This window comes from Macellibacteroides fermentans (genome assembly GCF_013409575.1).
GTDB lineage: Bacteria > Bacteroidota > Bacteroidia > Bacteroidales > Tannerellaceae > Macellibacteroides > Macellibacteroides fermentans.
In genome coordinates, this window is sequence record NZ_JACCCY010000002.1 from 407,613 (window position 1) to 428,628 (window position 21,016).

Consider the following 21,016-nt stretch of genomic DNA (forward strand, 5'->3'; position numbering starts at 1 on the left):
AAGATATTGCTTTTTATTATTTTGTACCTTTGCTTACGATAAGTAAACTATTTAATCCTAAAAAAAGAGAAAATGCAAATGAAATTTATATCACGAAAGCATGTAACCCTGCTTGTTATGAGCTTGTTACTTGTCTCGTCTTCGTATCAGGCAAAAGCACAACAAGGCTTTGTGCATGAAAGCTCTACCGAATATCAATGGCCCGAAGAAAAAGGTGTTTTAAAGAAATTGGATGCCTGGCAAGATCAGAAATTTGGTGTACTGTTTCATTGGGGGTTGTATTCCATTCCGGGTATTGTTGAATCATGGTCTATCTGTTCTGAAGATGTTGACTGGATTCCAAGAGATAGTACAATTGCATATGAAGATTACAAAAGAGATTATTATAATCTGATTCATAAATTCAACCCAACAGAGTTTAATCCGGATCAATGGGCCGAAATTGCTAAAGCGGCAGGAATGAAATATATGATTTTTACGACTAAACATCATGATGGATTTAATCTGTTTGATACAAAGCAGACAGATTTCTCTGTTATGAACAGTGCATTTAAGGATAATGCCAGAGCCAATGTTGCCAAGTATGTGTTTGATGCATTCCGAAAAAAGGATTTTATGATTGGTGCCTATTTTTCGAAACCCGACTGGCACAGTGAATATTATTGGTGGCCCAGATATGCTACTCCCAACAGAAATGTAAATTACAAAATAGAAAGACATCCTGAGCGTTGGGAGTCATTTCAGAAATTTACCTATAATCAGATTGAAGAGTTGATGAGTGGGTATGGATCTTTCGATATCCTTTGGCTAGATGGAGGTTGGGTTGCTGCTCCAAGACAGGATATTAAAATGGACTCAATTGCAAAAATGGCACGTTCGCATCAGCCGGATCTGCTCATTGTTGATCGTACCATACATGGAAAATATGAGAACTATCTTACCCCGGAGCGGGCTATTCCCGATAAACAATTACCATTTCCATGGGAAAGCTGTATTACATTAAGTTCTGATTGGGGATGGGTGCCGAATGCTAAGTTTAAATCGGCCAACGATGTAATAGCTCTTTTAGTTGAAGTAACAGCAAAAGGAGGAAGTCTATTGTTGGGCGTGGGCCCAACACCAACTGGTATTATTGAGCCAGAAGTAGAAAGAATTTTACGTGAAATCGGAGGGTGGTTAAAAGTTAATGGTGAGGGAATTTATAACACCCGTATTACCCCTGTTTACCACGCAAGTAATGTTTGGTTTAGCGCCAGTAAGGATGGATCCAAACTTTATGCACACTACATCCCATCCAAAGATACGGATATGCCGGATACAATTGAGTGGGAAAATAATATTCCTGCAAAGAATAGTTCAGTCTTATTACTTAAGACCGGCGAAAAGTTGAAATGGAGCCGTAACGGAAATAAAATAAAGGTAAATTTGTCTCGTAAAGCCAAACAACTTAATGAACCTCTGGTCTTTGTCTTTAATATAGAGAAAAAATAACCGGATATAATCTAAATGAATTAAATTGTATCCTGGTTGGAACTTGTTAGCATAAATATACTTCATCCAGAAGTATAGACTAAAAAAAAGGACAGAAGCGATGGTATGACTCATCACTTTTGTCCTTTTTATTGACTCTTATTTTTTTTATGGCGGAAAGTCCTAACTAATATAGATTAAATGAATTCAGACTATATGAGAAAACGTTTATTCCTCAGACTTAACAAGGGTATATAAGTAGGCTGTTTTTGTACAGTCTTGAATTGCAAGTGTATCTCCCTTTATATATACCGGATAGGCTGGATTTGTTTCATAGAAAGCATCCATTAGGAATGCTTCGTAGCCTGCTCCTGTGTCGGATTTACGCCAGTTCAGCTTACCTGGTTCACTTTTTCCATCTTCAATCCAGATGTAATTGTCGCCGTCAAATTCAATGTATGTGTTTTCGAATTCACATAATTGGCTGTTGTTTTTACCACTAATCAGTTCCCACTTACCCTTTACTAGATCTTTTATTTCAGGAAGAGATTTGTCTAGAAGACTCGTGTTAACAAGCTGCTTTGCCTTGTCTGAGTTTGTTTTATCTTCAGGTTTCATCTGGCAACTTACACAGGAAAAGGATAAACAGATTAATAAAGAATTTACCGCAACTTTCAGGATAGTCATACTTATTAATATTATGTTATAATTACTTCCCAAATTTATATATTTATTATTTTTTAATCAATATCCTGTGCGTATTCTTTAGGCTTATTACACAATTATGTTCCAATGCTTCTATCTTGTATATTGAATCATTACTTTTGTATCTTATTAATGAATGAACATACATGGAGCAGACATTGATTGAGATTAAGGGAGCTGTTCCCCGAATCGAATACCTCAGGTATACAGAACCGGTTTCCTGGCAGATAAATGAAGGTCATCATTGGGCTATTGTCGGGCCAAATGGAAGCGGAAAGACAGTTCTGACAGATATGCTTATCGGAAAATATGCTTTGAAGTTGGGTGAGGTGAGCTGTATTGACAGAAATGGAGCTAATTTAGCTGTCTCCGCTGTTGTTAAAAGTGTTGCCTTTAGAGATATCTATAGCTTAATTGATGCCGATACCAGTTTTTATCAGCAGCGATGGAACAAAGGGATTGAACAGGATGTGCCGATAGTGAAAGAGCTTGTTGGCAAGGCAGATCAGAAGTGGCTTGACGAATTGGTGGACTGGTTCGGGATAGAAGATCTATTGGAAAAAGAAGTAAATCTTCTTTCCAGTGGAGAGTTGAGGAAGTTTTTGATTGTTAAATCTCTGCTTACTAATCCTAGGGTGTTGATTCTTGATAATCCATTCATCGGATTAGATGTATCATCACGCAGTGTCTTAAACAAATTGTTGATTCGTTTGTCGGAATTAGACAATTTGCAAATCGTATTGGTTTTGTCTGATCCGGCCGATATCCCTGATTTCATTACGGATGTACTGCCAGTTAAAGATAAAAAGCTTTATCCCGCTTTATCGGCAACCGAATTTATTAGCTCTATTGATTTGCAAGATCATCTGTTTCCACCCCGGCACTCTGCATTGTCTCATATTCCCGGGTTAGGTTTGCGGGAGCAGGACCTTAGTTACGAAAATGTGGCGGTTTTAAATAATATAAATATTAAATATGGATCACGTTCAATCTTAAAAGATTTGAACTGGACAGTAAAAAAAGGAGATAAGTGGGCCTTATTAGGACCGAATGGTTCCGGTAAATCAACCCTGCTCAGTTTGATATGCGGCGATAATCCGCAGGCTTATGCTAATGATATAACATTGTTCGACAGGAAAAGAGGATCCGGAGAAAGCATTTGGGATATTAAAAAACGGATTGGATATGTATCGCCTGAAATGCATATTTATTATCAACAGAATACGAAATGTGTGGATGTGGTTGGTTCCGGTTTTTTTGATACAATCGGGCTATACAGAAAGTGTTCTTCTCAACAGGAAGATATGGCAATGGAGTGGATGAAGCTTCTGGATGTATCTCATCTTAGAGATATAGCCTTTCAGCATGTGTCTTCAGGAGAACAACGTTTGCTTTTATTTGCCAGAGCGATGGTTAAAAGACCTGAGTTGCTTATTCTTGACGAACCCATGCATGGACTGGATATTGTAAACAAAAGAAGGATTAAGAGATTCATCGAATCGTATTGCAGTGAGCATATTACACTCATTTATGTAACGCACTATCAGGATGAACTTCCGGATATAATTGACAAGCAGCTCGTCTTAAAAAAGCAACAGTGAGATAATTCTGCCTTATCCAATCCATGTAGCCTTGTGCCATAGCGATTCCAGGGGGCCTTGTTTATGTACATGTAGCCACCAGGTGCTGAAGATGCCTTGTAAGATTGCCAGGCATATTCCGATAATTAAACAGTGTGTTGCACCGGTAAATTGGTACATGCCTAAACCGAAACCATAGTAGATAAATGAACCAAGTATGGATTGGATAATGTAGTTAGATAGACTCATCCGGCCGATTGGGGCTAAAAGATTTAAGGCTTTATTAAACAATGAGGTCCGATACAATAATACAAAGGATGACACTAAAAAGATCATAAATGCCAGATTAGCCCAGGAAGATAGTATCACACTAAGCGGCCTGATAAGCGCTTCGCTGGTATACCAGGTGCCAACATTGGTTTTAGCTTGATAAAGAGGGATGAAAGCAACAAGGGAGATAACAAGAGCTTTTTTCCAAAAACGGATGTTGCTGTCCGATTCTTTAAATAAACCTTTGCGCCCGGCCAGCATTCCTAGCATAAACAGTGAAAGTGTCTGAAATACCCTTCCGTTTTCCCACGACCAGTTGAATACTGCCGGTCGCCCGTTGGTTAGATTGCCAACAACAGTATCTATAAAAGAGTCTTTTGGAATATATTCACCCATTTTGCCGAAATAAGCCCATGATGCCGGATTAGCCGGAGTAACTTCCGGATGCTGTAGGGCACATGCGAAGTTTATCCATTCATAGGGCTGAAGCATAAGTAAAGTGGCAATAATAAGCACCCAAGAGTCTTTTAATTTTGCAACCGGTATCAGTCCGAAACCGATTATTGCATATATGGTAAGTATATCTCCCTGATAAAAAGCGGAGTTGATAATTCCAAAACCCAGCAGGAGTATCAATCGCCAGGCAAATCTACCTCTGAAATCCTTTCCTTTTTTTGCTTGGTTATCAGACTGAATAAAGAATGTTAATCCAAACAGTAATGCAAATATAGCATAGGATTTACCGGCAAATAAGAAAAAAAGTACATCCCATACCTGTTTATCAAGTGCTTTCATCCACGGCGAAAGATTTTCAGGAAGGAAATAATAATCGAAATGCTCCAGGTTGTGAATAAGCATTATAGAAATAATAGCAAAACCGCGTAAGGCATCAACCACATACAGTCTGGACGAATTCTGATTTATCAACATGTTTTTATCTTTATACCAATGTTTTGCCGTTTACAGCTCGTTGCAAATAAATTTGACGAACAATCTGCTTTAGATAAACAGCCTGTTTTTTTGTTTTTTAAGCTGGCAAAATTAATGACAATTACATAGATGTATGCTCGTTTATGTATGTTGTTCAGCAACTTTCTGATGAATATTTAGATACGAAAACGGCATGCACGGCTCTCACGAGCCAGGCATGCCTGATTTTAACCATATTAATCCTAACCTACTTAATAAAACCAAAACCAATTATTTGTTTTGAACCATGTAAAATGTAATGTATTATCAACTATTATTAAAAATGTGTTGCCTCACGGCAAGATTGAGTTTTATTCTATTCCAGTTTCCAAGGTTTCCTGTATTCGTAATGAAGCAATTTATTGGCTGCCTCGCAATTGGTGATCCGTTCGTTTACCGGATCCCAGATAATCCGCTCTTTTACTTCCAGCGCGATATTTGCCAGCAGGGCAAATGAGGACGAGCGATAACTTTGTTCGATAGACGATACAGGTGTATTTCTAGTCTTTACGCAGTTGATGAAATCGGTTATATGATTGTATGTCCAGTCTTCTTTGGGCATATTGAATTCTTCTTTCTCGAATGTTTGTTTCCAGTCGGCGAACTGTCCCGGTGTAGCCGGATAGTATCTGTACCCGTTGTCGCTTATATACAGACTTCCCTTTGTGCCGATAATCTCGATATTGCCATATTTCAACCCAGGTACGCTGGTTGTTTCGCAAACCCGGAAGTTAAATAGTTTACCCGAGGCAAATTCGTACGTAATATCCATGTTTTCGGGTATGGTACGGTCGTCTCTGATGATATGATTCGTACCTACGGCAGTTACTGCTACCGGAGCTTGCTCCCCGATCAGCCATTGAACGATGTCGATGTAATGCGATCCGTTATTGGCTATCTGTGAAGAATAGTCTTTCCACCAACGGAACATATAGGGCGCAATATTGTATTGGAAGTCGCGGTATGCCCTCGGACCTAACCATGCATTCCAATCGAAATCCTTCGGTGGCATTTCTGGTTTCATATTGCCTATACCGTTGGGTGTCATATTGCTGTAATAGTGCGAATTGATGACCGAAATCTCGCCCAGCTTTCCGCTCTGGATCAATGCCGGTATTTTATTATAAAGAGCTGCGCAGCGACGCATGTAACCAACGCTTACTACTTTCTTAGTACGGTTTACCGCATCAACAATCTTTCTGCCCTCGTATATAGTCATGGACACAGGCTTTTCAAGATAAACATCTTTACCCGCATTTACCGAGTCTATTGCCTGCAAAGCGTGCCAATGATCAGGGGTGGCGATACATACCGCGTCCACGTTTTTATCGTCCAGCAGTTTGCGATAATCTTCGTATAAAGCTATCTCTTTGCCAAAATTCTCACCCATTACAGGAACCGGCCTTCCCTTAGGAAGAAAAAATCGAGGATCAACCAGGCTGCGGTTTCTGGAAAGATAAGGCTTATAAATATCACACAGAGCAGTAACCTTTACATCCGGGTTTTTCATAAACGAATGTAGCAGCTGGGTTCCTCTGTTGCCGATGCCGATAAAACCCATCCGGACTCTGTCGTTCGCTCCCATAATGTTTCCCTTTACGTCGATGGTAGGAAAACCTACTCCCAGAATGCCTGCTGCCGCAAGTGTTGATTTTTTTAGAAAATCGCGTCTGTTTGTTTTATTTTTCATGCGTATATCAGATTAAGCAATTACAAGTCTTTTTCGATATTGCAAATGTAGGGCCTTAAACGATTCAATATCCCTCAATTTGCGTATAATACTCCTCATATTACGTAAATGTTACAAGGCTATATCTCTATCTATTAGATTATTGACGCTAAATGAGGGCATCTGTTCGCAAATTGAGTAAACAATCCCCGGGGCAAGTGATAGTTTTGTGCAAGTTCTTTTATTACGAAATAAATACTATGTCTAAAATGAAGACCCGAAGGGAATTTTTAAAAAACAGTCTGCTTGCCGTGGGGGCGGCTTGTGCATGTAAACCCGAAATCCATTTTGCTGCCACAACCCGTTTGCCATCGCTTAAGGATATTCATATAGTAAATGTAGATGCAGATTTTGAGCGCGAACCGCTAATCAGACCTTTTGGATTTAAAGGAGGAGCCTTATCCGAACTTTGGCAGGTGGCCAGTTACCTGGAAAGTGATTCCGGCCAGCATGGCATCGGACTTTCAACTCAAAGCGTGTTATGGTCTGATGCAAAGATATTTTCCTCTCATTCCGAAAGTGGTGGCAACTCCCTGATGTATACCCTTACCGAGAAGGCCATCCAGTTGCTCCGCGGACGATCGTTTCGTACACCGATTGACCTGCTGGATGCCATTTACCCCGAAGTACTGGCATACGGAAAAACAATCACATCCAATCCGGATCTGCGTAAAACATTTGTGTTGAATGCCCTGGTGGGGATAGACAATGCCGCATGGTTATTGTACGCGCGCGAGAACGGATTCTCCACTTTTGATGAGATGATTCCGGCTATTTATAAGGATACCTTTTCCAGCAGGCACGATAAGATTGCATCCATCCCTCTTATACCTTATAATATTCCGCTTCAGGAGGTAGAGGCTACAGCCGAACAGGGCCACTTTTTTATGAAAATAAAAATCGGTCAGGCCGGATCGCAAGCCGAAATGCTGGAGAAGGACAAGATGCGTATCCGCGAGATTCATCAAACGATTGGCCACAAACGGAATCCTTATACCAAAGAGGGCAGGGTGGTGTATTACCTGGATGCCAACGGACGCTACGAGCAGAAGGATACCTTTCTTAAATTATTGGACTATACAAAGAAAATCGGGGCGTACGACCGGATAGCCATTATAGAGGAACCTTTTCCCGAAGAGATGGAATGCGATGTTACCGATATTCCGGTGAGGCTGGTGGCCGACGAAACAGCGCATACGGATCAGGACGCGCTGAAACGGATTCAGATGGGATACAGGGCCATTGCCCTGAAACCTATTGCTAAAACACTGAGCATGACGATGAAGATAGCCAAGCTGGCACAAGAACATCAGGTTCCCTGTTTCTGTGCCGACCTTACCGTAAATCCGATTCTGGTGGAATGGAATAAAAATGTGGCCGCAAGGTTGCAGCCTTTTCCCGGATTGGGTAACCTGAGTCTGCTTGAAAGCAACGGAAGCCTTAATTACCTGCAGTGGGATAAAATGATGGATTATCATCCGCAGAAAAGTAAAAAATGGGTGAATCCGATAAACGGACTCTACCATGTTGATGACGACTTTTACAAAACAAGCGGTGGTATTTTTGATAGCATACCTCATTATGAAACACTGTTTGCCGGAAAAAAGAAAATTATGTCAAAGTAACTGTCATCTGTCATTTTACCCCTCAGATCCCTTTATTGAAGGGGATTTTGGGAATGACAGATGCCGAATGACAGATCAGTTTCATTTGTCATCTGTCTCCAGCATTCCCTAGCCGCGATATGCCTGTAGCAAGCGAATTTCCCTTAAGAGATTAACTTTTCTACAGGCATATTTAGCGCCTAACTCAAAGTATATTCTTCGTCTCTCAGCTGAGGGACAATGATCACGCAGCTGTGTGACAATGATCCCTCAGATGGAGGACGATGGTCCCTCAGCTGCGAGACGAGTAAATGATATAAGGGAAATACACTATTCGCCTTATGAACGGACTTACTGTGTACAGTGCCGGAAACAAACAACAGGATACTCCGTAAGGGGTATCCTGTTGTTATAAATAGATTCTGCTTAGTTTTCGGGAATCAGCTCGATCTCGTGCAGCCAGTGTGCCGATGAGGCATCGCTGGGCATGCGCCAGTCGCCACGGGGCGAAAGACTTACAGAGCCAACCTTGGGTCCGTCGGGCAGGCAGCTGCGCTTAAACTGCTGCATAAAAAAGCGGCGGAAGAAGGTGTGCAGCCATTTTTTCAGCACTGCACGGCTGTATTTAGTTCCGAATGCATTCTCGGCCAGGTAAAAAATCTTGGAGGGAGTGGCTCCGAAACGAAGGAAATGATAAAGGAAAAAGTCGTGCAACTCGTAGGGGCCTACCAAATCTTCGGTTTTCTGTTTGATGTTACCGTTTTCATCCGCGGGAATCAGTTCCGGACTGATGGGAGTGTCGGCAATATCAAGTAAGGTACGCTTCGATTGCTCGTCAACCCGGTAGTTGGCGACCCATTCCACCAACGAACGAACCAGTGTTTTGGGGATGCTTCCATTAACCCCATACATAGACATATGGTCGCCGTTATAGGTTGCCCACCCGAGAGCCAGTTCGGACAGGTCGCCTGTGCCTATCACCAGACCGTTTTCCTTGTTGGCAATATCCATCAATAGCTGCGTACGTTCGCGGGCCTGACTGTTTTCGTAGGTTATGTCGTGTACCGAAGCATCGTGACCTATGTCCTCAAAATGTTGCAGGCAGGCAGCTTTAATGGAAACTTCGCGGGAGGTGATCCCCAGTGAATCCATCAAATCGAGAGCATTCTGATAGGTGCGGTCGGTGGTCCCGAAGCCGGGCATGGTGATACCCAGTATATTTTTGCGCGAAAGTCCCAGTACATCGAATGTTTTTACGCAGACAAGCAATGCCAGGGTGGAATCAAGTCCCCCCGAAATTCCCACAACAACCTTCTGCGTATGGGTATGCAACACCCGTTTGGCCAGTCCGGATACCTGAATGTCGAATATCTCCTCGCAACGTTCGGTCAGCGCCGCGCCTTCCGGCACAAACGGATGAGGATCTATCGTACGTGTAAGTGTACCCTCTACCGATGTCGCATCAAAGGGAATACGTACCGCTTCGGCAAAAAGCATTCTATCCAATCCCTTGCTGAAGCCGGTGTTAACCTGGCGGTCGTGCTCCAGATTGTCGATATCTATTTCTGATATTATAAGCTGTTCATCTTGTTCGAACCGTTTGGAGGCAGCCAGAAGCGATCCGTTTTCGGCAATCAGGGCGTTACCGGCAAATACCAAGTCGGTCGTAGACTCGCCGAACCCCGCGGATGCGTAAACATATCCGCTGATGCAGCGGGCCGACTGCTGACAAATAAGATTTCTCAGGTAGCTGTTCTTCCCGATCAGTTCGTTGCTGGCAGAGAGGTTCACGATAACATTGGCTCCCAACATGGCTAAAACCGAGCTTGGGGGGACAGGAACCCACAGGTCTTCGCATAGCTCGATGCCCACAGTAAGGTTACCGGTCTCGAACAACAGATTGCCGCCCATAGGGTAGGAGTCGTTGCCGATGCGTATTGTATCCAGTTTGAGCTCCGAAGCCGACGAGAACCACCGTTGTTCCTGAAATTCTTTGTAATTGGGGAGGTATGTTTTAGGTACAACACCCAGTATCTTTCCCTGCTGAAACACCACCGCAGCATTGATAAGTCTGTTTTCCGTGCGAAGCGGAATCCCTACAACGGCAAGAACCGGCAGGTCTCTTGTGGAATGAACCAGTTCGGCGAGGGCTTTTTCCGCTTGGTCGAGTAGCAGCTTTCCACTAAACAAATCCATACAGGTGTAGGCGGTTACGGATAATTCCGGGAAGGCCACAAGCTGGGCACCCGCCTCCGAAGCCTTTAGCATCAGTGCTTGTATCTGCGTTATATTGTAGTTGCAATCCGCCACACGCACACCGGGTATTGCTGCAGCCACCTTAGTAAAACCGTGTTTCATACAAATAAAATTAGTACTTATTTTATGTATCCAGATACAAATGTACGAGATAATCTTTTATTTACCACGACATACAGGTAAAATGTCTGGAGGTTACTCCGGCTGATCCGTAAAACAAAGAAAGGGAAATCTCTATCACAGAGACTTCCCTTCGACGCAAACACAAAACAATCAACAAAAAACTAACATTTAGTTGCGTTATCTAATGAATAAAAGCTCGCGATATTTTGGCAACGTCCACATCTGGTCGTCTACAACCAATTCGAGTTTATCAATATGGTAACGTATCTCTTCCAACATAGGTACGATCTGATCGTGGTAAGCAATTGCTTTAGAACGTTCGCACTCAATCTTGTTGGCTACTTTACGTGCTTCAACCATGGCATCCACCTTCTCTTTGATAAAGATCGTGCGGTTGGCAATGTCTTCAATAATCTCGATGTTCTTAGACGATAACAATTGAGCTTTGTCGCCGGGGAACAGGTCTTTCATCTTATATACATTGTCGATAAGCGAAGACTGATATTTGGTTGCCATCGGAATGATATGATTCATGGCAAGGTCGCCCAATACACGTGCCTCGATCTGAATCTTTTTTGTATACATCTCCCATTTCACTTCGTTGCGGGCGATAAGCTCTTTCTCAGTCATAACCCCGGTAGCTTCAAACATCTTGATGCTGCTTTCAGTAAGGTAAGCATCGAAGATTACCGGAACGCTGGTCTCGCAGTCCAATCCACGGGCCATAGCCTCTTTTTTCCACTCGTCGCTGTAACCGTTTCCATCAAAGATGATGGCCTTGCATGCTTGAGCATCTTTGCGGATTACCTCCAGGATGGCGGCAAATTTCTCAGTACCGGCAGCTATTTTTGCATCTACCTCTTCTTTGAATTTAGCCAGCTGATGTGCTACGGCGGCGTTAAGGGCCAACATGGCGCTTGCGCAGTTTGCCGACGAACCTACGGCGCGGAACTCAAAACGGTTACCTGTAAAGGCAAAAGGAGAGGTACGGTTACGGTCGGTGTTGTCAATCAACAGTTCGGGAATCTGACCGATATCCAGTTTCAATCCCTGTTTTCCAGCCAGGTTAAAGTCTTCCGGCTTGCTGTTGATCAGGTGATCCAATACCTGCGAAAGCTGACTTCCAAGGAAGCTGGAGATAATTGCAGGAGGTGCCTCGTTGGCTCCCAGACGGTGTGCGTTGGTTGCTGATGAGATACTTGCTTTAAGCAGGGCATTATGATCGTATACTGCTTTCAGTACGTTTACAACGAAGGTAACGAAACGTAGGTTTGCTGTTGTATTCTTACCCGGACCCATCAACAGGATGCCTGTATCTGTACCAAGTGACCAGTTGTTGTGTTTTCCGGAACCGTTAACCCCCTTGAAAGGCTTCTCGTGTAGCAATACACGGAATCCGTGTGCACGGGCGATCTTACGCATAAGCGACATAAGAAGCAGGTTATGGTCGTTGGCCAGGTTACATTCTTCGTAAATAGGAGCCAACTCAAACTGGTTGGGAGCAACCTCGTTGTGACGGGTTTTAACCGGAATACCCAGTTTCAAACTTTCTATTTCAAGATCCTGCATGAAAGCTGCCACACGGGTGGGGATAGCACCAAAGTAATGGTCTTCCAACTGCTGGTTTTTAGAGCTTTCGTGACCCATCAGGGTACGACCGGTAAGCAACAGGTCGGGACGGGCGGCATACAAGCCTTCGTCAACCAAAAAGTATTCCTGTTCCCAGCCAAGGTAAGCAACCACCTTCTTAACCTCGGGGTTGAAGTAGTTACATACTGCGGTGGCCGACTTATTAACTGCTTCCAGGGCTTTGATAAGCGGAGCCTTATAGTCTAGCGATTCGCCGGTGTATGCGATAAAGATAGTTGGGATGCACAATGTGTCGCCAACAATGAAAGCAGGCGATGAGGGATCCCATGCAGAGTAACCTCTGGCTTCAAATGTGTTACGGATTCCACCGTTGGGGAAGCTGGAAGCATCCGGTTCCTGCTGGATAAGCAGCTTGCCCGAAAACTCTTCAATCATTCCACCCTTACCGTCGTGTTCCACAAAAGCATCGTGCTTTTCGGCTGTCCCTTCTGTAAGCGGATGAAACCAGTGCGTATAGTGAGTAACACCCATTTCGAGTGCCCATTTCTTCATTCCGGCAGCAACAGCATCAGCTACTTCTCTTCCAAGAGGCGCACCGTTGTCTATGGAGTTTACCAATTGCTGATAGGTTTTCTCGGGCAGGTATTTAAACATCTTAGCCCGGTTAAAAACCAGTGAACCATAATACTCTGAAGGTCTTTCCTTCGGTAACTGTACGTTTACGGCTTTCTTCTTGAAAGCATCTTCTACTACGTGAAATCTTAATTTTGACATGATATCTAGCTGTTGATGTAATGGATGTTATAGTAAAAATATATTGTTTTTATAGCATAAGTCGAATTGCTCTTCGGGCCAAATGGAGGCTTGTACCTCGCCGATATGGGCTTTCTTAAGGAAGAACATACAAAGACGCGACTGTCCGATACCTCCGCCTATGGATAAAGGCAGTTTGCCATCCAGCAGGGCTTTGTGGAATTCCAGCTCTTTGCGCTCCGGACAACCACTTAGGTCTAGTTGTTTAATTAGGGCCTCTTTGTCTACGCGGATTCCCATGGATGAAAGCTCAAAAGCACAACCTAACACTTCGTTCCATAAAATGATGTCGCCGTTCAATCCCTGGAATCCATCGCTGTTGAGCGAGCTCCAGTCGTCGTAATCCGGTGCACGTCCGTCGTGCTTCTCGCCGTTGGTAAGCTGTGCTCCGATACCGATTACAAAGATGGCTCCAAACTTTTCGGCCGCTTTGTTCTCGCGTTCGCGGGGGGTAAGCTCCGGGTACATCAATTGAAGCTCTTCGGAGTGTATAAAGGTGATATTTTCTGGCAAAGCAGGTGTGATGTGAGGATACTGGTCGTATACCATCACTTCAATTTCTTTTAATAGTGTATAGATCTGGCGAACGGTCTTCTTCAGATAACCCAGGTTGCGGTCTTCTTCGCGGATGGTACGTTCCCAGTCCCATTGATCCACATACAGTGAATGCAGGTTATCCAGCTCTTCGTCGCTGCGGATTGCATTCATGTCTGTGTATAAGCCATATCCGGCTGGAATGCCGTAGGCTCCTAATTTCATACGTTTCCATTTGGCAAGCGAGTGTACAACTTCCGCTTTGCGGTCGCCCATACATTTGATAGGAAATGTTACGGCGCGTTCAACTCCGTTCAGGTCGTCGTTAATACCGGTTCCCGATAAAACGAACAGTGGAGCCGTGATACGGCGAAGATTGAGTGTCTTCGATAATTTTTCCTGAAAGCAAACTTTCAAAAGCTGGATAGCCTGCTCGGTAGTCTCCGGCAAAAGCTTCTGCTTGTAATTTGATGGAATGATAAGTGGCATAATTCTTTTTGTTTTTGTTTTGTTGATTATTATTGTGTATTTCCGGCTTCTGCTTCTTCAACCAGAAGCCGGAAAGTTTTGTGTTAACTGTTATAAGCTGTTTCACCATGCTCATACACATCCAGACCCTCTTCTTCGATACGGGGAGGAACGCGTAAGCCAACGGTCTTGTTTACCACCACAAACAGGATGAAGGTAAGAACGGCACTGTAAACTATGGTGGCAGCTGTTACGAACAACTGAATCCACAATTGATTCCAGTCGCCATACAAGGCACCCTGAACCCCTTCTTGTCCGGTTATTGCCTGAGTGGCAAAAATACCGGTGAGAACAGAACCTACAATACCACCGATACCGTGTACCCCGAAAGCATCCAGCGAATCGTCGTATTTAAATTTGGGCTTTACGTAAGCCACCATAAAGAAGCATAGTACAGAAGATATGGCTCCGATAAAGAATGCTCCTAATACGCCTACTGTTCCGGCTGCAGGAGTGATGGCAACGAGTCCGGCCACGGCTCCGGTACAGGTACCGATCGCAGTTGGTTTTTTATGCAACACCCAATCGATGGCCAACCATACCATGGCTGCAACCGAGGTGGCAAGGTGCGTTACCAGAAAAGCATTGGCTGCCAGTCCGTCTGCCGCCAGACCGCTTCCGGCGTTAAATCCGAACCAACCCAGCCAAAGTAAGGCTGCACCCATGAAAACGAACGTTATATTATGAGGTGTGGTTGGTCTGCCCGGCTTGTAATCTTTCCTTTTGCCCAGCATGATTGCCATAACCAAAGCCGATACGCCTGCATTGATGTGTACAACGGTACCTCCGGCAAAGTCGATGGCTCCCATCTTCTGCATCCAGCCTCCGCCCCATACCCAGTGTGCCATCGGGTTATAAACCAAAATGGCCCATAGAACGGTAAAAACAAGGAATCCGGAGAATTTTATTCTTTCTGCAAAAGCTCCGATAATAAGGGCCGGCGTAATTACGGCAAACATACATTGAAACAAGGCGAACAGGATTTCTGGAATGTTTCCTACAGTTAGTGTATCGAGGGTCATTCCGTTAAAGAACAATTTGTCCGAACCGCCTATAATTGCACCCCAGGCACTTCCTGATTCCATCAGACTGGTACCAAAAACCCAGCTGTAACCGAAGGAAACCCACAGGATGCTTATTAATCCTACGCAAAGCAGGCATTGCATAATAATGCTCAGAATATTTTTCTGACGAACCAATCCTCCATAGAAAAGGGCCAGACCCGGGATAGTCATCAGCATTACCAGTATGGTTGCTACAAGAATCCAGGCAGTGTTACCCGAGTCCAGAACAGCTGCAACCTCTTCTACTACTGCCTCGGCAGGAGCCGGAGTGGCAGCTTCAATTGCCGCAGGGGCAACGCTTAAAGAATCCTGGGCCATGACAGTGGCAGGGCCCGCCAATAAAAGAAAAGCGAAAATATAAATAGATGTTGTTATTAATCGTATCATGACGTTGTTTTTAGTTGGTTATTACAGGTTATTTTACATCGTATAATGAAATATCGCCCCGTTCTCCGGTGCGGATGCGGATGGAGTCTTCAACAGGTGTGATAAAAATACGTCCGTCACCTATCTCTCCCGTCTGCGCTTTATTGATGATCGCTTGAACGGTTCTCTCCACATTCACATCGCGAACCACCAGAATGATCATTATACGTTCAATATAACTTGTGTCGTAAACTACGCCACGATAAATTCTCTCTTCGTGTGTTTTGCCCACGCCTCGTACGTCGTAATAAGAAAACCATTCGATATCGGCTTCAAGAAGAGCCTCTTTCACATCTTCGAATTTTGTCTTACGGATAATTGCTTCAATCTTTTTCATACCTTACTTTTTTACATTGTTCTTCTTCAATAAAGGCAGTATAGAGAGGTCGGCCGCAAGGCTGGTTGCGGCATAACATTCTATAAAATCGATAAACACGGCCAACCTCCTATACATTCCTTTATTTTTTAACAGATAATTTAATCACGTATCATAAGCTTACTCCAAATGCCAGAAATACATTGTCCCTGTTGGGAGCCACGATGGCCTGGGCAAATACCGGCAGTGAAAAACTCTCACTGAACCTGATGCTTTTGGATGCCTTGACCGATAGGGTTGAAAGGGCAAAGCCATCCTTGCCTTCCTTGTGATACATTCCTGTCCAAGGTGATACGCCGATGGATGTGGTAACATCTACATCAGACACCTTAAACCCGTATCCTGCTTCTATGTAAGTGGAATATTGCTGATCTCCTTCAGCATTTTTGTCGCCATCCATACCAAACATGGTATTCCAGTTTATGTAAAGTGGCAGACTTTCGCCAAAATTGTAACCTACTGTTCCTTCAAAAAAGTGATTCGCTGAATAATTTCCGTATTGGTTTCCTTCGCCGGCCCACCAGTAATCGGTGACAGCCAGCGTGAGCCCTCCTGTTGTGTACCCCAGCGTAAGGTCGAATTCCTTGGCTGTGGTGTTAAAATCCGTCGACCCCCAGGCCGTAAGCGATAAACCGGCATAGGATGCCTTAACGCTGGGTTGAACGGATGCACTAGTCTGATAAACGCCTCTCCATACATAGCTACTTACGATATCGGCTGCTGGTGTTATCTCAAATTTGCTCTTTTCCTGAGCAAAGCATGAGCATGTCACGCAAGTTGCCGCAAACATGGTCAAGAATTGATTTAAAGTAAATGTTTCCATCTTTTTTGCTCTTTAAAACGAATAACTATCAACAGAGGGCGCCTCTCTTCAAATTATATCAGCCATTTTTTAAGCCTGGCCATAGCCTCCAGGGTATTATCCCTGTCACCGAAAGCTGTGAGACGAAGGTAACCTTCGCCACTGGGACCAAATCCAACGCCTGGTGTACCCACAATGCTCACTTCGTAAAGCATTTTTTCGAAGAATTTCCAGGAAGTGAGTCCTTTCGGAGTTTTAATCCACAGGTAAGGGGCATTATCGCCACCATACACCTTAAGTCCGCACTGCTGTAAACCCTCTTTCATGATACGGGCGTTGGTCATATAATAATTAATAATCTCTTTCACCTGCTCTTTACCTTCAGGCGAATAAACAGCCTCCGCTGCTCGTTGAGTGATGTAATTAGTTCCATTAAATTTTGTACATTGCCGGCGGTTCCATAGCTTGTTAAGCTGTACGCGCTCTCCTTCCAATGTAAATCCGTTCAGTTCTTTAGGTACAACGGTATATCCGCATCGCATTCCTGTGAAACCGGCCGTTTTTGAAAAACTTCTGAACTCGATGGCCACCTTCTTTGCCCCTTTGATCTCGTAAATAGAGTGGGGGATGTCCGGATCCTGTATATAGGCTTCGTAAGCTGCATCGAATAGAATGAGCGTATCGTTGGCCAATGCATAGTTAACCCATCTTTTCAGTTCGTCTTTGGTTAGTGTTGTTCCGGTTGGGTTATTGGGATAGCAGAGATATAAAATATCCACTCTCCTGGATGGTAACTCCGGAATAAAATCATTTTCGGCAAGGCAGGGTATATACACAATATTGCTCCATTTGCCAGATTCAAGATTGCCTGCCCTTGCACCCATCACGTTCGAGTCTATGTAAACCGGGTAAACCGGATCGGTAACTCCAACGCTGTTGTCGTGACGAAGAATATCTCCAATATTTCCAGTATCGCTTTTTGCTCCGTCGCTGATAAAGATCTCGCTTGGTTCCAGCGAGATACCTCTGCTTGCAAAATCATTTTTTAAAATGGTGTCAATCAGAAAAGAATAGCCCTGTTCGGGTCCGTATCCTCTGAAAGTCTCCTGTACAGCCATCTCATCAACCGCTTTGTGCATCGCTTCAATAATGGCTGGAGCCAGGGGCTGTGTAACGTCGCCAATTCCAAGGCGGATAATTTTTTCTTTCGGATGAGTAACCTTGTATGTATTTACCTTTTTCGCTATATCCGAAAAAAGGTAATTACCCGGTAACTTCAGAAAATGTTCATTAACAAGTGCCATACTTCTCCGTTTTTGTTGTTGTTCTTCTTGTTGTGTCATGCTTTTAATCAGAGGCTTAATTCGCCTTCATAAACTTTGACGGCGTCGCCCGTCATAAATACTTTTTGTGTTGCAGAATCCCATTTGATGGTTAATGGACCACCATCCATAACTATTTTTACTTCCCGGTCTGTCTTTTGGTTTATTACGGCGGCAACGGCGGTAGCACAGGCGCCTGTACCACAGGCGGAAGTAATACCCGAACCTCTTTCCCATACCCGCATCCGCACCTCTTTCTTGCTGATAATCTGTGCAAACTCTACATTTACCCGTTGTGGGAAGTAGGGGTGATATTCAAAGAGCGGCCCTATTTTGGCAAGATCGATCTCTTCAACCGCATCCACAAAGATTACCAAATGCGGATTTCCCATGGAAACGGCTGTACCCTTGAATGTGTAATTGCCCGCAGATACTGCCTGATATACCAGGATGTCTTTGCTGCCGTCTGCCAGTGTAACCTCTTCCAGCTTCGGGTTACCCATATCTACGGTAACTTCGGTTACTATACCATCCTGTACAGAAAGAAAGAGCTCTTTGATTCCGGAAAGTGTTTCAAGGGTGAGGACTGTTTTCTTTGTAAGCCCCTCTTCGAAGACATACTTTCCTATGCAGCGTGATGCATTTCCACACATCATGGCCTCCGAGCCATCTGCATTAAAAATGCGCATACTGAAATCGGCAACCGATGATGAACCAATTAAAACCAAACCGTCCGACCCGATGCCTGTGCGGTAGCAGCTCCACTTCTTAGCGAAACTTTCCGGATCTTCTATGGTATACTTCAACGTGTTGACGTATATATAGTCGTTACCCGCTCCATGCATCTTTGTAAACTTAACCCGGTTTGTCATATTATTCCTTATATCTTGTTTATACTTACTTTTTGTTTTGTTATAATGCAAATATACGTCGTAATGTTATATCTTCAATGTTTTTTGTTTGTTTTATGTAAAAAATATTGTTAATCTTTTGTATTGATTTTATAGGTATATCAAAACTTGCAAATTGTAAGTTATACCATGGTCTGAATTACATATTGTTATATTGTCTCTCATTCCGTTTCCCAGAGTTTATCTTTTTTTGCGGAACAAAAAAACCGGACCCGATAGATACTGTTGTTTTTACAGTATCAAATCGAATCCGGATTGAATATAAATAGAGTGTTAAATTAGTATGAGTCGGCATGAACACCTTTAACGGCACGCCCCGACGGATCATTTAGGTTGCTGAATGATGAGTCCCAAGCCAATGCCTCCGGAGTGCTACAGGCTACCGATGGAACGGAAGGAACGGAACGGGCTGCCGAAGATGATGGAAAATGCTCTTCAAAGATAGTCCGGTAATAGTATTCCTCTTTGTTCTGAGGCGTATTGATGGGGAATCGTTTCGAAGCATGAGCCATGGCCTGGTCGGTTACCGCCTGGGATGTTACTTTCTTAAGCGTATCTATCCAATTGTAACCCACTCCGTCCGAAAATTGCTCTTTCTGTCGCCAGGCGATCTCCTGCGGTAACATGTCGGAAAAGGCTTCCCGAAGAATCTTTTTCTCGATAACTTTACCGGGAGCCATTTTTGCTGCCGGGTTGATGCGCATGGCTACATCCAGAAATTCCTTATCCAGAAAAGGGACACGTCCTTCCACTCCCCAGGCACTAAGTGATTTGTTGGCACGCAGACAATCATACAGATGCAGCTTGCTCAATTTACGGATCGTCTCCTCGTGGAAGGCGGCTGCATTGGGCGCTTTATGAAAATAGAGGTAACCGCCAAACACCTCGTCGGCTCCTTCACCCGAAAGCACCATTTTGATACCCATGGACTTTATCACACGGGCAAGCAGATACATGGGAGTAGAGGCTCTTACGGTAGTAACGTCGTAGGTTTCAATATTGTAGATTACATCGCGAATTGCATCCAGACCTTCCTGTACGGTGTAATTGATTTCATGGTGTACCGTGCCGATATGATCGGCTACCTTTTTGGCAGCAGCCAGGTCGGGTGCCCCTTTCAATCCAACGGCAAAGGAGTGGAGTTGAGGCCACCAGGCATCCGATTGACTATCGGTTTCGATACGTTTGGCTGCATATTTTTTCGCTATCGCCGAAATGATAGACGAATCCAGTCCGCCGGACAGTAAAACGCCGTAAGGCACATCACTCATCAGCTGTCTTTGAACGGCAGCTTCCATAGCTTCCCGCAGCTCGTTTACATCCGCATCGTTGTTTTTAACGGTTTCATAATCCAGCCACTCACGGGTATACCAGCGTGTAGGTTCGGCATCTTCGCTGTAATAGTAATGTCCCGGCAAGAAAGGCTCATAGTGGGCACATACCCCTTCCAGCGCCTTCAGTTCCGAAGCCACCATCAAGTGCCCTTGATCGTCGTAACCCATATAAAGAGGAATTACCCCGATAGGGTCACGTGCAATAAGAAAGGTGTTTTGCCGGGCATCGTACAGAGCAAAAGCAAAAATACCGTTCAGATCTTCCAGAAAGTCGATTCCTTTCTTCTGGTACAGAGCAAGAATCACCTCACAATCGGAACCTGTCTGAAATTCATATTCGTCTTTAAGCGCCGCCCGGATCTCCCGGTGATTGTAAATCTCGCCGTTAACACAAAGGATGATATTTCCCTCCTTGTTTTTAAGCGGTTGTCCACCCGACTGCGGATCTACTATGGAGAGTCTCTCGTGGGCCAGAATAGCATGCTCTTCGGCATAAATTCCAGACCAGTCGGGTCCCCGGTGACGAATACGTTTCGACATTTTCAACGCTTGCTTACGTAAAGCTTCCGATTGAGATTCAATATTGAATATTGCTACTATACCACACATA

The 21,016-nt window shown here is 44.0% G+C and carries 15 protein-coding genes; 3 read left to right on the top strand and 12 right to left on the bottom strand.

All coding sequences use genetic code 11. The annotated features are described in order from the left end of the window. Nucleotides 1-72 precede the first annotated feature (72 nt). Nucleotides 73-1,491: an alpha-L-fucosidase gene (locus F5613_RS06750; protein WP_394353444.1), complete on the top strand. Its 1,419-nt coding sequence runs from the start codon at nucleotides 73-75 to the stop codon at nucleotides 1,489-1,491. Nucleotides 1,492-1,698: 207 nt separating this feature from the next. On the opposite strand, the gene F5613_RS06755 is transcribed toward F5613_RS06750, so the two are convergent. Next, nucleotides 1,699-2,088, bottom strand: a complete 390-nt coding sequence (locus tag F5613_RS06755; protein WP_246303368.1) for a hypothetical protein — start codon at nucleotides 2,086-2,088, stop codon at nucleotides 1,699-1,701. A 233-nt stretch (nucleotides 2,089-2,321) separates the two neighbouring features. Here F5613_RS06755 and F5613_RS06760 point away from each other — a divergent pair, with 233 nt between their 5' ends. After that, nucleotides 2,322-3,776 carry an ATP-binding cassette domain-containing protein gene (locus F5613_RS06760; protein ID WP_179399200.1) on the top strand — a complete coding sequence of 485 codons (1,455 nt, stop codon included), beginning with the start codon at nucleotides 2,322-2,324 and terminating at the stop codon, nucleotides 3,774-3,776. A gap of 12 nt (nucleotides 3,777-3,788) precedes the next feature. Here F5613_RS06760 and F5613_RS06765 read toward each other — a convergent pair whose 3' ends face one another. Both F5613_RS06765 and F5613_RS06770 read right to left on the bottom strand, forming a co-directional pair. Further along, nucleotides 3,789-4,955, bottom strand: coding sequence for a DUF418 domain-containing protein (locus F5613_RS06765; RefSeq protein WP_179399201.1), 1,167 nt, complete (start codon nucleotides 4,953-4,955; stop codon nucleotides 3,789-3,791). A 355-nt stretch (nucleotides 4,956-5,310) separates the two neighbouring features. Next, nucleotides 5,311-6,684: a Gfo/Idh/MocA family protein gene (locus tag F5613_RS06770; protein ID WP_079682799.1), complete on the bottom strand. Its 1,374-nt coding sequence runs from the start codon at nucleotides 6,682-6,684 to the stop codon at nucleotides 5,311-5,313. Nucleotides 6,685-6,923: 239 nt separating this feature from the next. Between F5613_RS06770 and F5613_RS06775 the strand changes: the two genes are divergently transcribed. Further along, on the top strand, nucleotides 6,924-8,348 hold the full coding sequence (locus F5613_RS06775; RefSeq protein WP_218858894.1) for an enolase C-terminal domain-like protein: 1,425 nt from the start codon (nucleotides 6,924-6,926) through the stop codon (nucleotides 8,346-8,348). 405 nt (nucleotides 8,349-8,753) lie between these two features. Here F5613_RS06775 and F5613_RS06780 read toward each other — a convergent pair whose 3' ends face one another. The 9 genes from F5613_RS06780 to asnB all read right to left on the bottom strand — a co-directional run bounded on the left by F5613_RS06780 (nucleotide 8,754) and on the right by asnB (nucleotide 21,015). Further along, nucleotides 8,754-10,685: an NAD(+) synthase gene (locus F5613_RS06780; RefSeq protein WP_179399202.1), complete on the bottom strand. Its 1,932-nt coding sequence runs from the start codon at nucleotides 10,683-10,685 to the stop codon at nucleotides 8,754-8,756. A gap of 198 nt (nucleotides 10,686-10,883) precedes the next feature. Further along, entirely contained in the window at nucleotides 10,884-13,070 is a 2,187-nt protein-coding gene (locus F5613_RS06785) for a glutamine synthetase III family protein (protein ID WP_179399203.1), read from the bottom strand. A 27-nt stretch (nucleotides 13,071-13,097) separates the two neighbouring features. Further along, on the bottom strand, nucleotides 13,098-14,132 hold the full coding sequence (gene asnA / locus F5613_RS06790) for an aspartate--ammonia ligase (RefSeq protein WP_179399204.1): 1,035 nt from the start codon (nucleotides 14,130-14,132) through the stop codon (nucleotides 13,098-13,100). An 83-nt stretch (nucleotides 14,133-14,215) separates the two neighbouring features. After that, a complete protein-coding gene (locus tag F5613_RS06795) occupies nucleotides 14,216-15,622 on the bottom strand; it encodes an ammonium transporter (RefSeq protein ID WP_179399205.1) in 1,407 nt (468 codons plus the stop codon). A gap of 28 nt (nucleotides 15,623-15,650) precedes the next feature. Further along, the gene (locus F5613_RS06800) at nucleotides 15,651-15,998 is read right to left on the bottom strand and encodes a P-II family nitrogen regulator (RefSeq protein WP_068185735.1); all 348 of its coding nucleotides are present in this window, start codon (nucleotides 15,996-15,998) and stop codon (nucleotides 15,651-15,653) included. Between the two features lie 151 nt (nucleotides 15,999-16,149). Continuing rightward, nucleotides 16,150-16,860 carry a hypothetical protein gene (locus F5613_RS06805; RefSeq protein WP_179399206.1) on the bottom strand — a complete coding sequence of 237 codons (711 nt, stop codon included), beginning with the start codon at nucleotides 16,858-16,860 and terminating at the stop codon, nucleotides 16,150-16,152. Nucleotides 16,861-16,913: 53 nt separating this feature from the next. Then, nucleotides 16,914-18,143 carry an LL-diaminopimelate aminotransferase gene (locus F5613_RS06810; RefSeq protein ID WP_068185729.1) on the bottom strand — a complete coding sequence of 410 codons (1,230 nt, stop codon included), beginning with the start codon at nucleotides 18,141-18,143 and terminating at the stop codon, nucleotides 16,914-16,916. 47 nt (nucleotides 18,144-18,190) lie between these two features. Next, complete coding sequence (gene dapF / locus F5613_RS06815) at nucleotides 18,191-19,033, bottom strand: diaminopimelate epimerase (protein WP_179399207.1); 843 nt, start codon at nucleotides 19,031-19,033, stop codon at nucleotides 18,191-18,193. 317 nt (nucleotides 19,034-19,350) lie between these two features. Further along, a complete protein-coding gene (asnB, locus tag F5613_RS06820) occupies nucleotides 19,351-21,015 on the bottom strand; it encodes an asparagine synthase B (RefSeq protein WP_179399208.1) in 1,665 nt (554 codons plus the stop codon). Nucleotide 21,016 lies beyond the last annotated feature (1 nt).

Coding starts and splice junctions, on each gene's coding strand:
- F5613_RS06750 (WP_394353444.1), top strand. CDS start 73: ATGCAAATGAAATTTATATCACGAAAGCATGTAACCCTGCTTGTTATG.
- F5613_RS06755 (WP_246303368.1), bottom strand. CDS start 2,088: ATGAAACCTGAAGATAAAACAAACTCAGACAAGGCAAAGCAGCTTGTT.
- F5613_RS06760 (WP_179399200.1), top strand. CDS start 2,322: ATGGAGCAGACATTGATTGAGATTAAGGGAGCTGTTCCCCGAATCGAA.
- F5613_RS06765 (WP_179399201.1), bottom strand. CDS start 4,955: ATGTTGATAAATCAGAATTCGTCCAGACTGTATGTGGTTGATGCCTTA.
- F5613_RS06770 (WP_079682799.1), bottom strand. CDS start 6,684: ATGAAAAATAAAACAAACAGACGCGATTTTCTAAAAAAATCAACACTT.
- F5613_RS06775 (WP_218858894.1), top strand. CDS start 6,924: ATGTCTAAAATGAAGACCCGAAGGGAATTTTTAAAAAACAGTCTGCTT.
- F5613_RS06780 (WP_179399202.1), bottom strand. CDS start 10,685: ATGAAACACGGTTTTACTAAGGTGGCTGCAGCAATACCCGGTGTGCGT.
- F5613_RS06785 (WP_179399203.1), bottom strand. CDS start 13,070: ATGTCAAAATTAAGATTTCACGTAGTAGAAGATGCTTTCAAGAAGAAA.
- asnA (WP_179399204.1), bottom strand. CDS start 14,132: ATGCCACTTATCATTCCATCAAATTACAAGCAGAAGCTTTTGCCGGAG.
- F5613_RS06795 (WP_179399205.1), bottom strand. CDS start 15,622: ATGATACGATTAATAACAACATCTATTTATATTTTCGCTTTTCTTTTA.
- F5613_RS06800 (WP_068185735.1), bottom strand. CDS start 15,998: ATGAAAAAGATTGAAGCAATTATCCGTAAGACAAAATTCGAAGATGTG.
- F5613_RS06805 (WP_179399206.1), bottom strand. CDS start 16,860: ATGGAAACATTTACTTTAAATCAATTCTTGACCATGTTTGCGGCAACT.
- F5613_RS06810 (WP_068185729.1), bottom strand. CDS start 18,143: ATGGCACTTGTTAATGAACATTTTCTGAAGTTACCGGGTAATTACCTT.
- dapF (WP_179399207.1), bottom strand. CDS start 19,033: ATGACAAACCGGGTTAAGTTTACAAAGATGCATGGAGCGGGTAACGAC.
- asnB (WP_179399208.1), bottom strand. CDS start 21,015: ATGTGTGGTATAGTAGCAATATTCAATATTGAATCTCAATCGGAAGCT.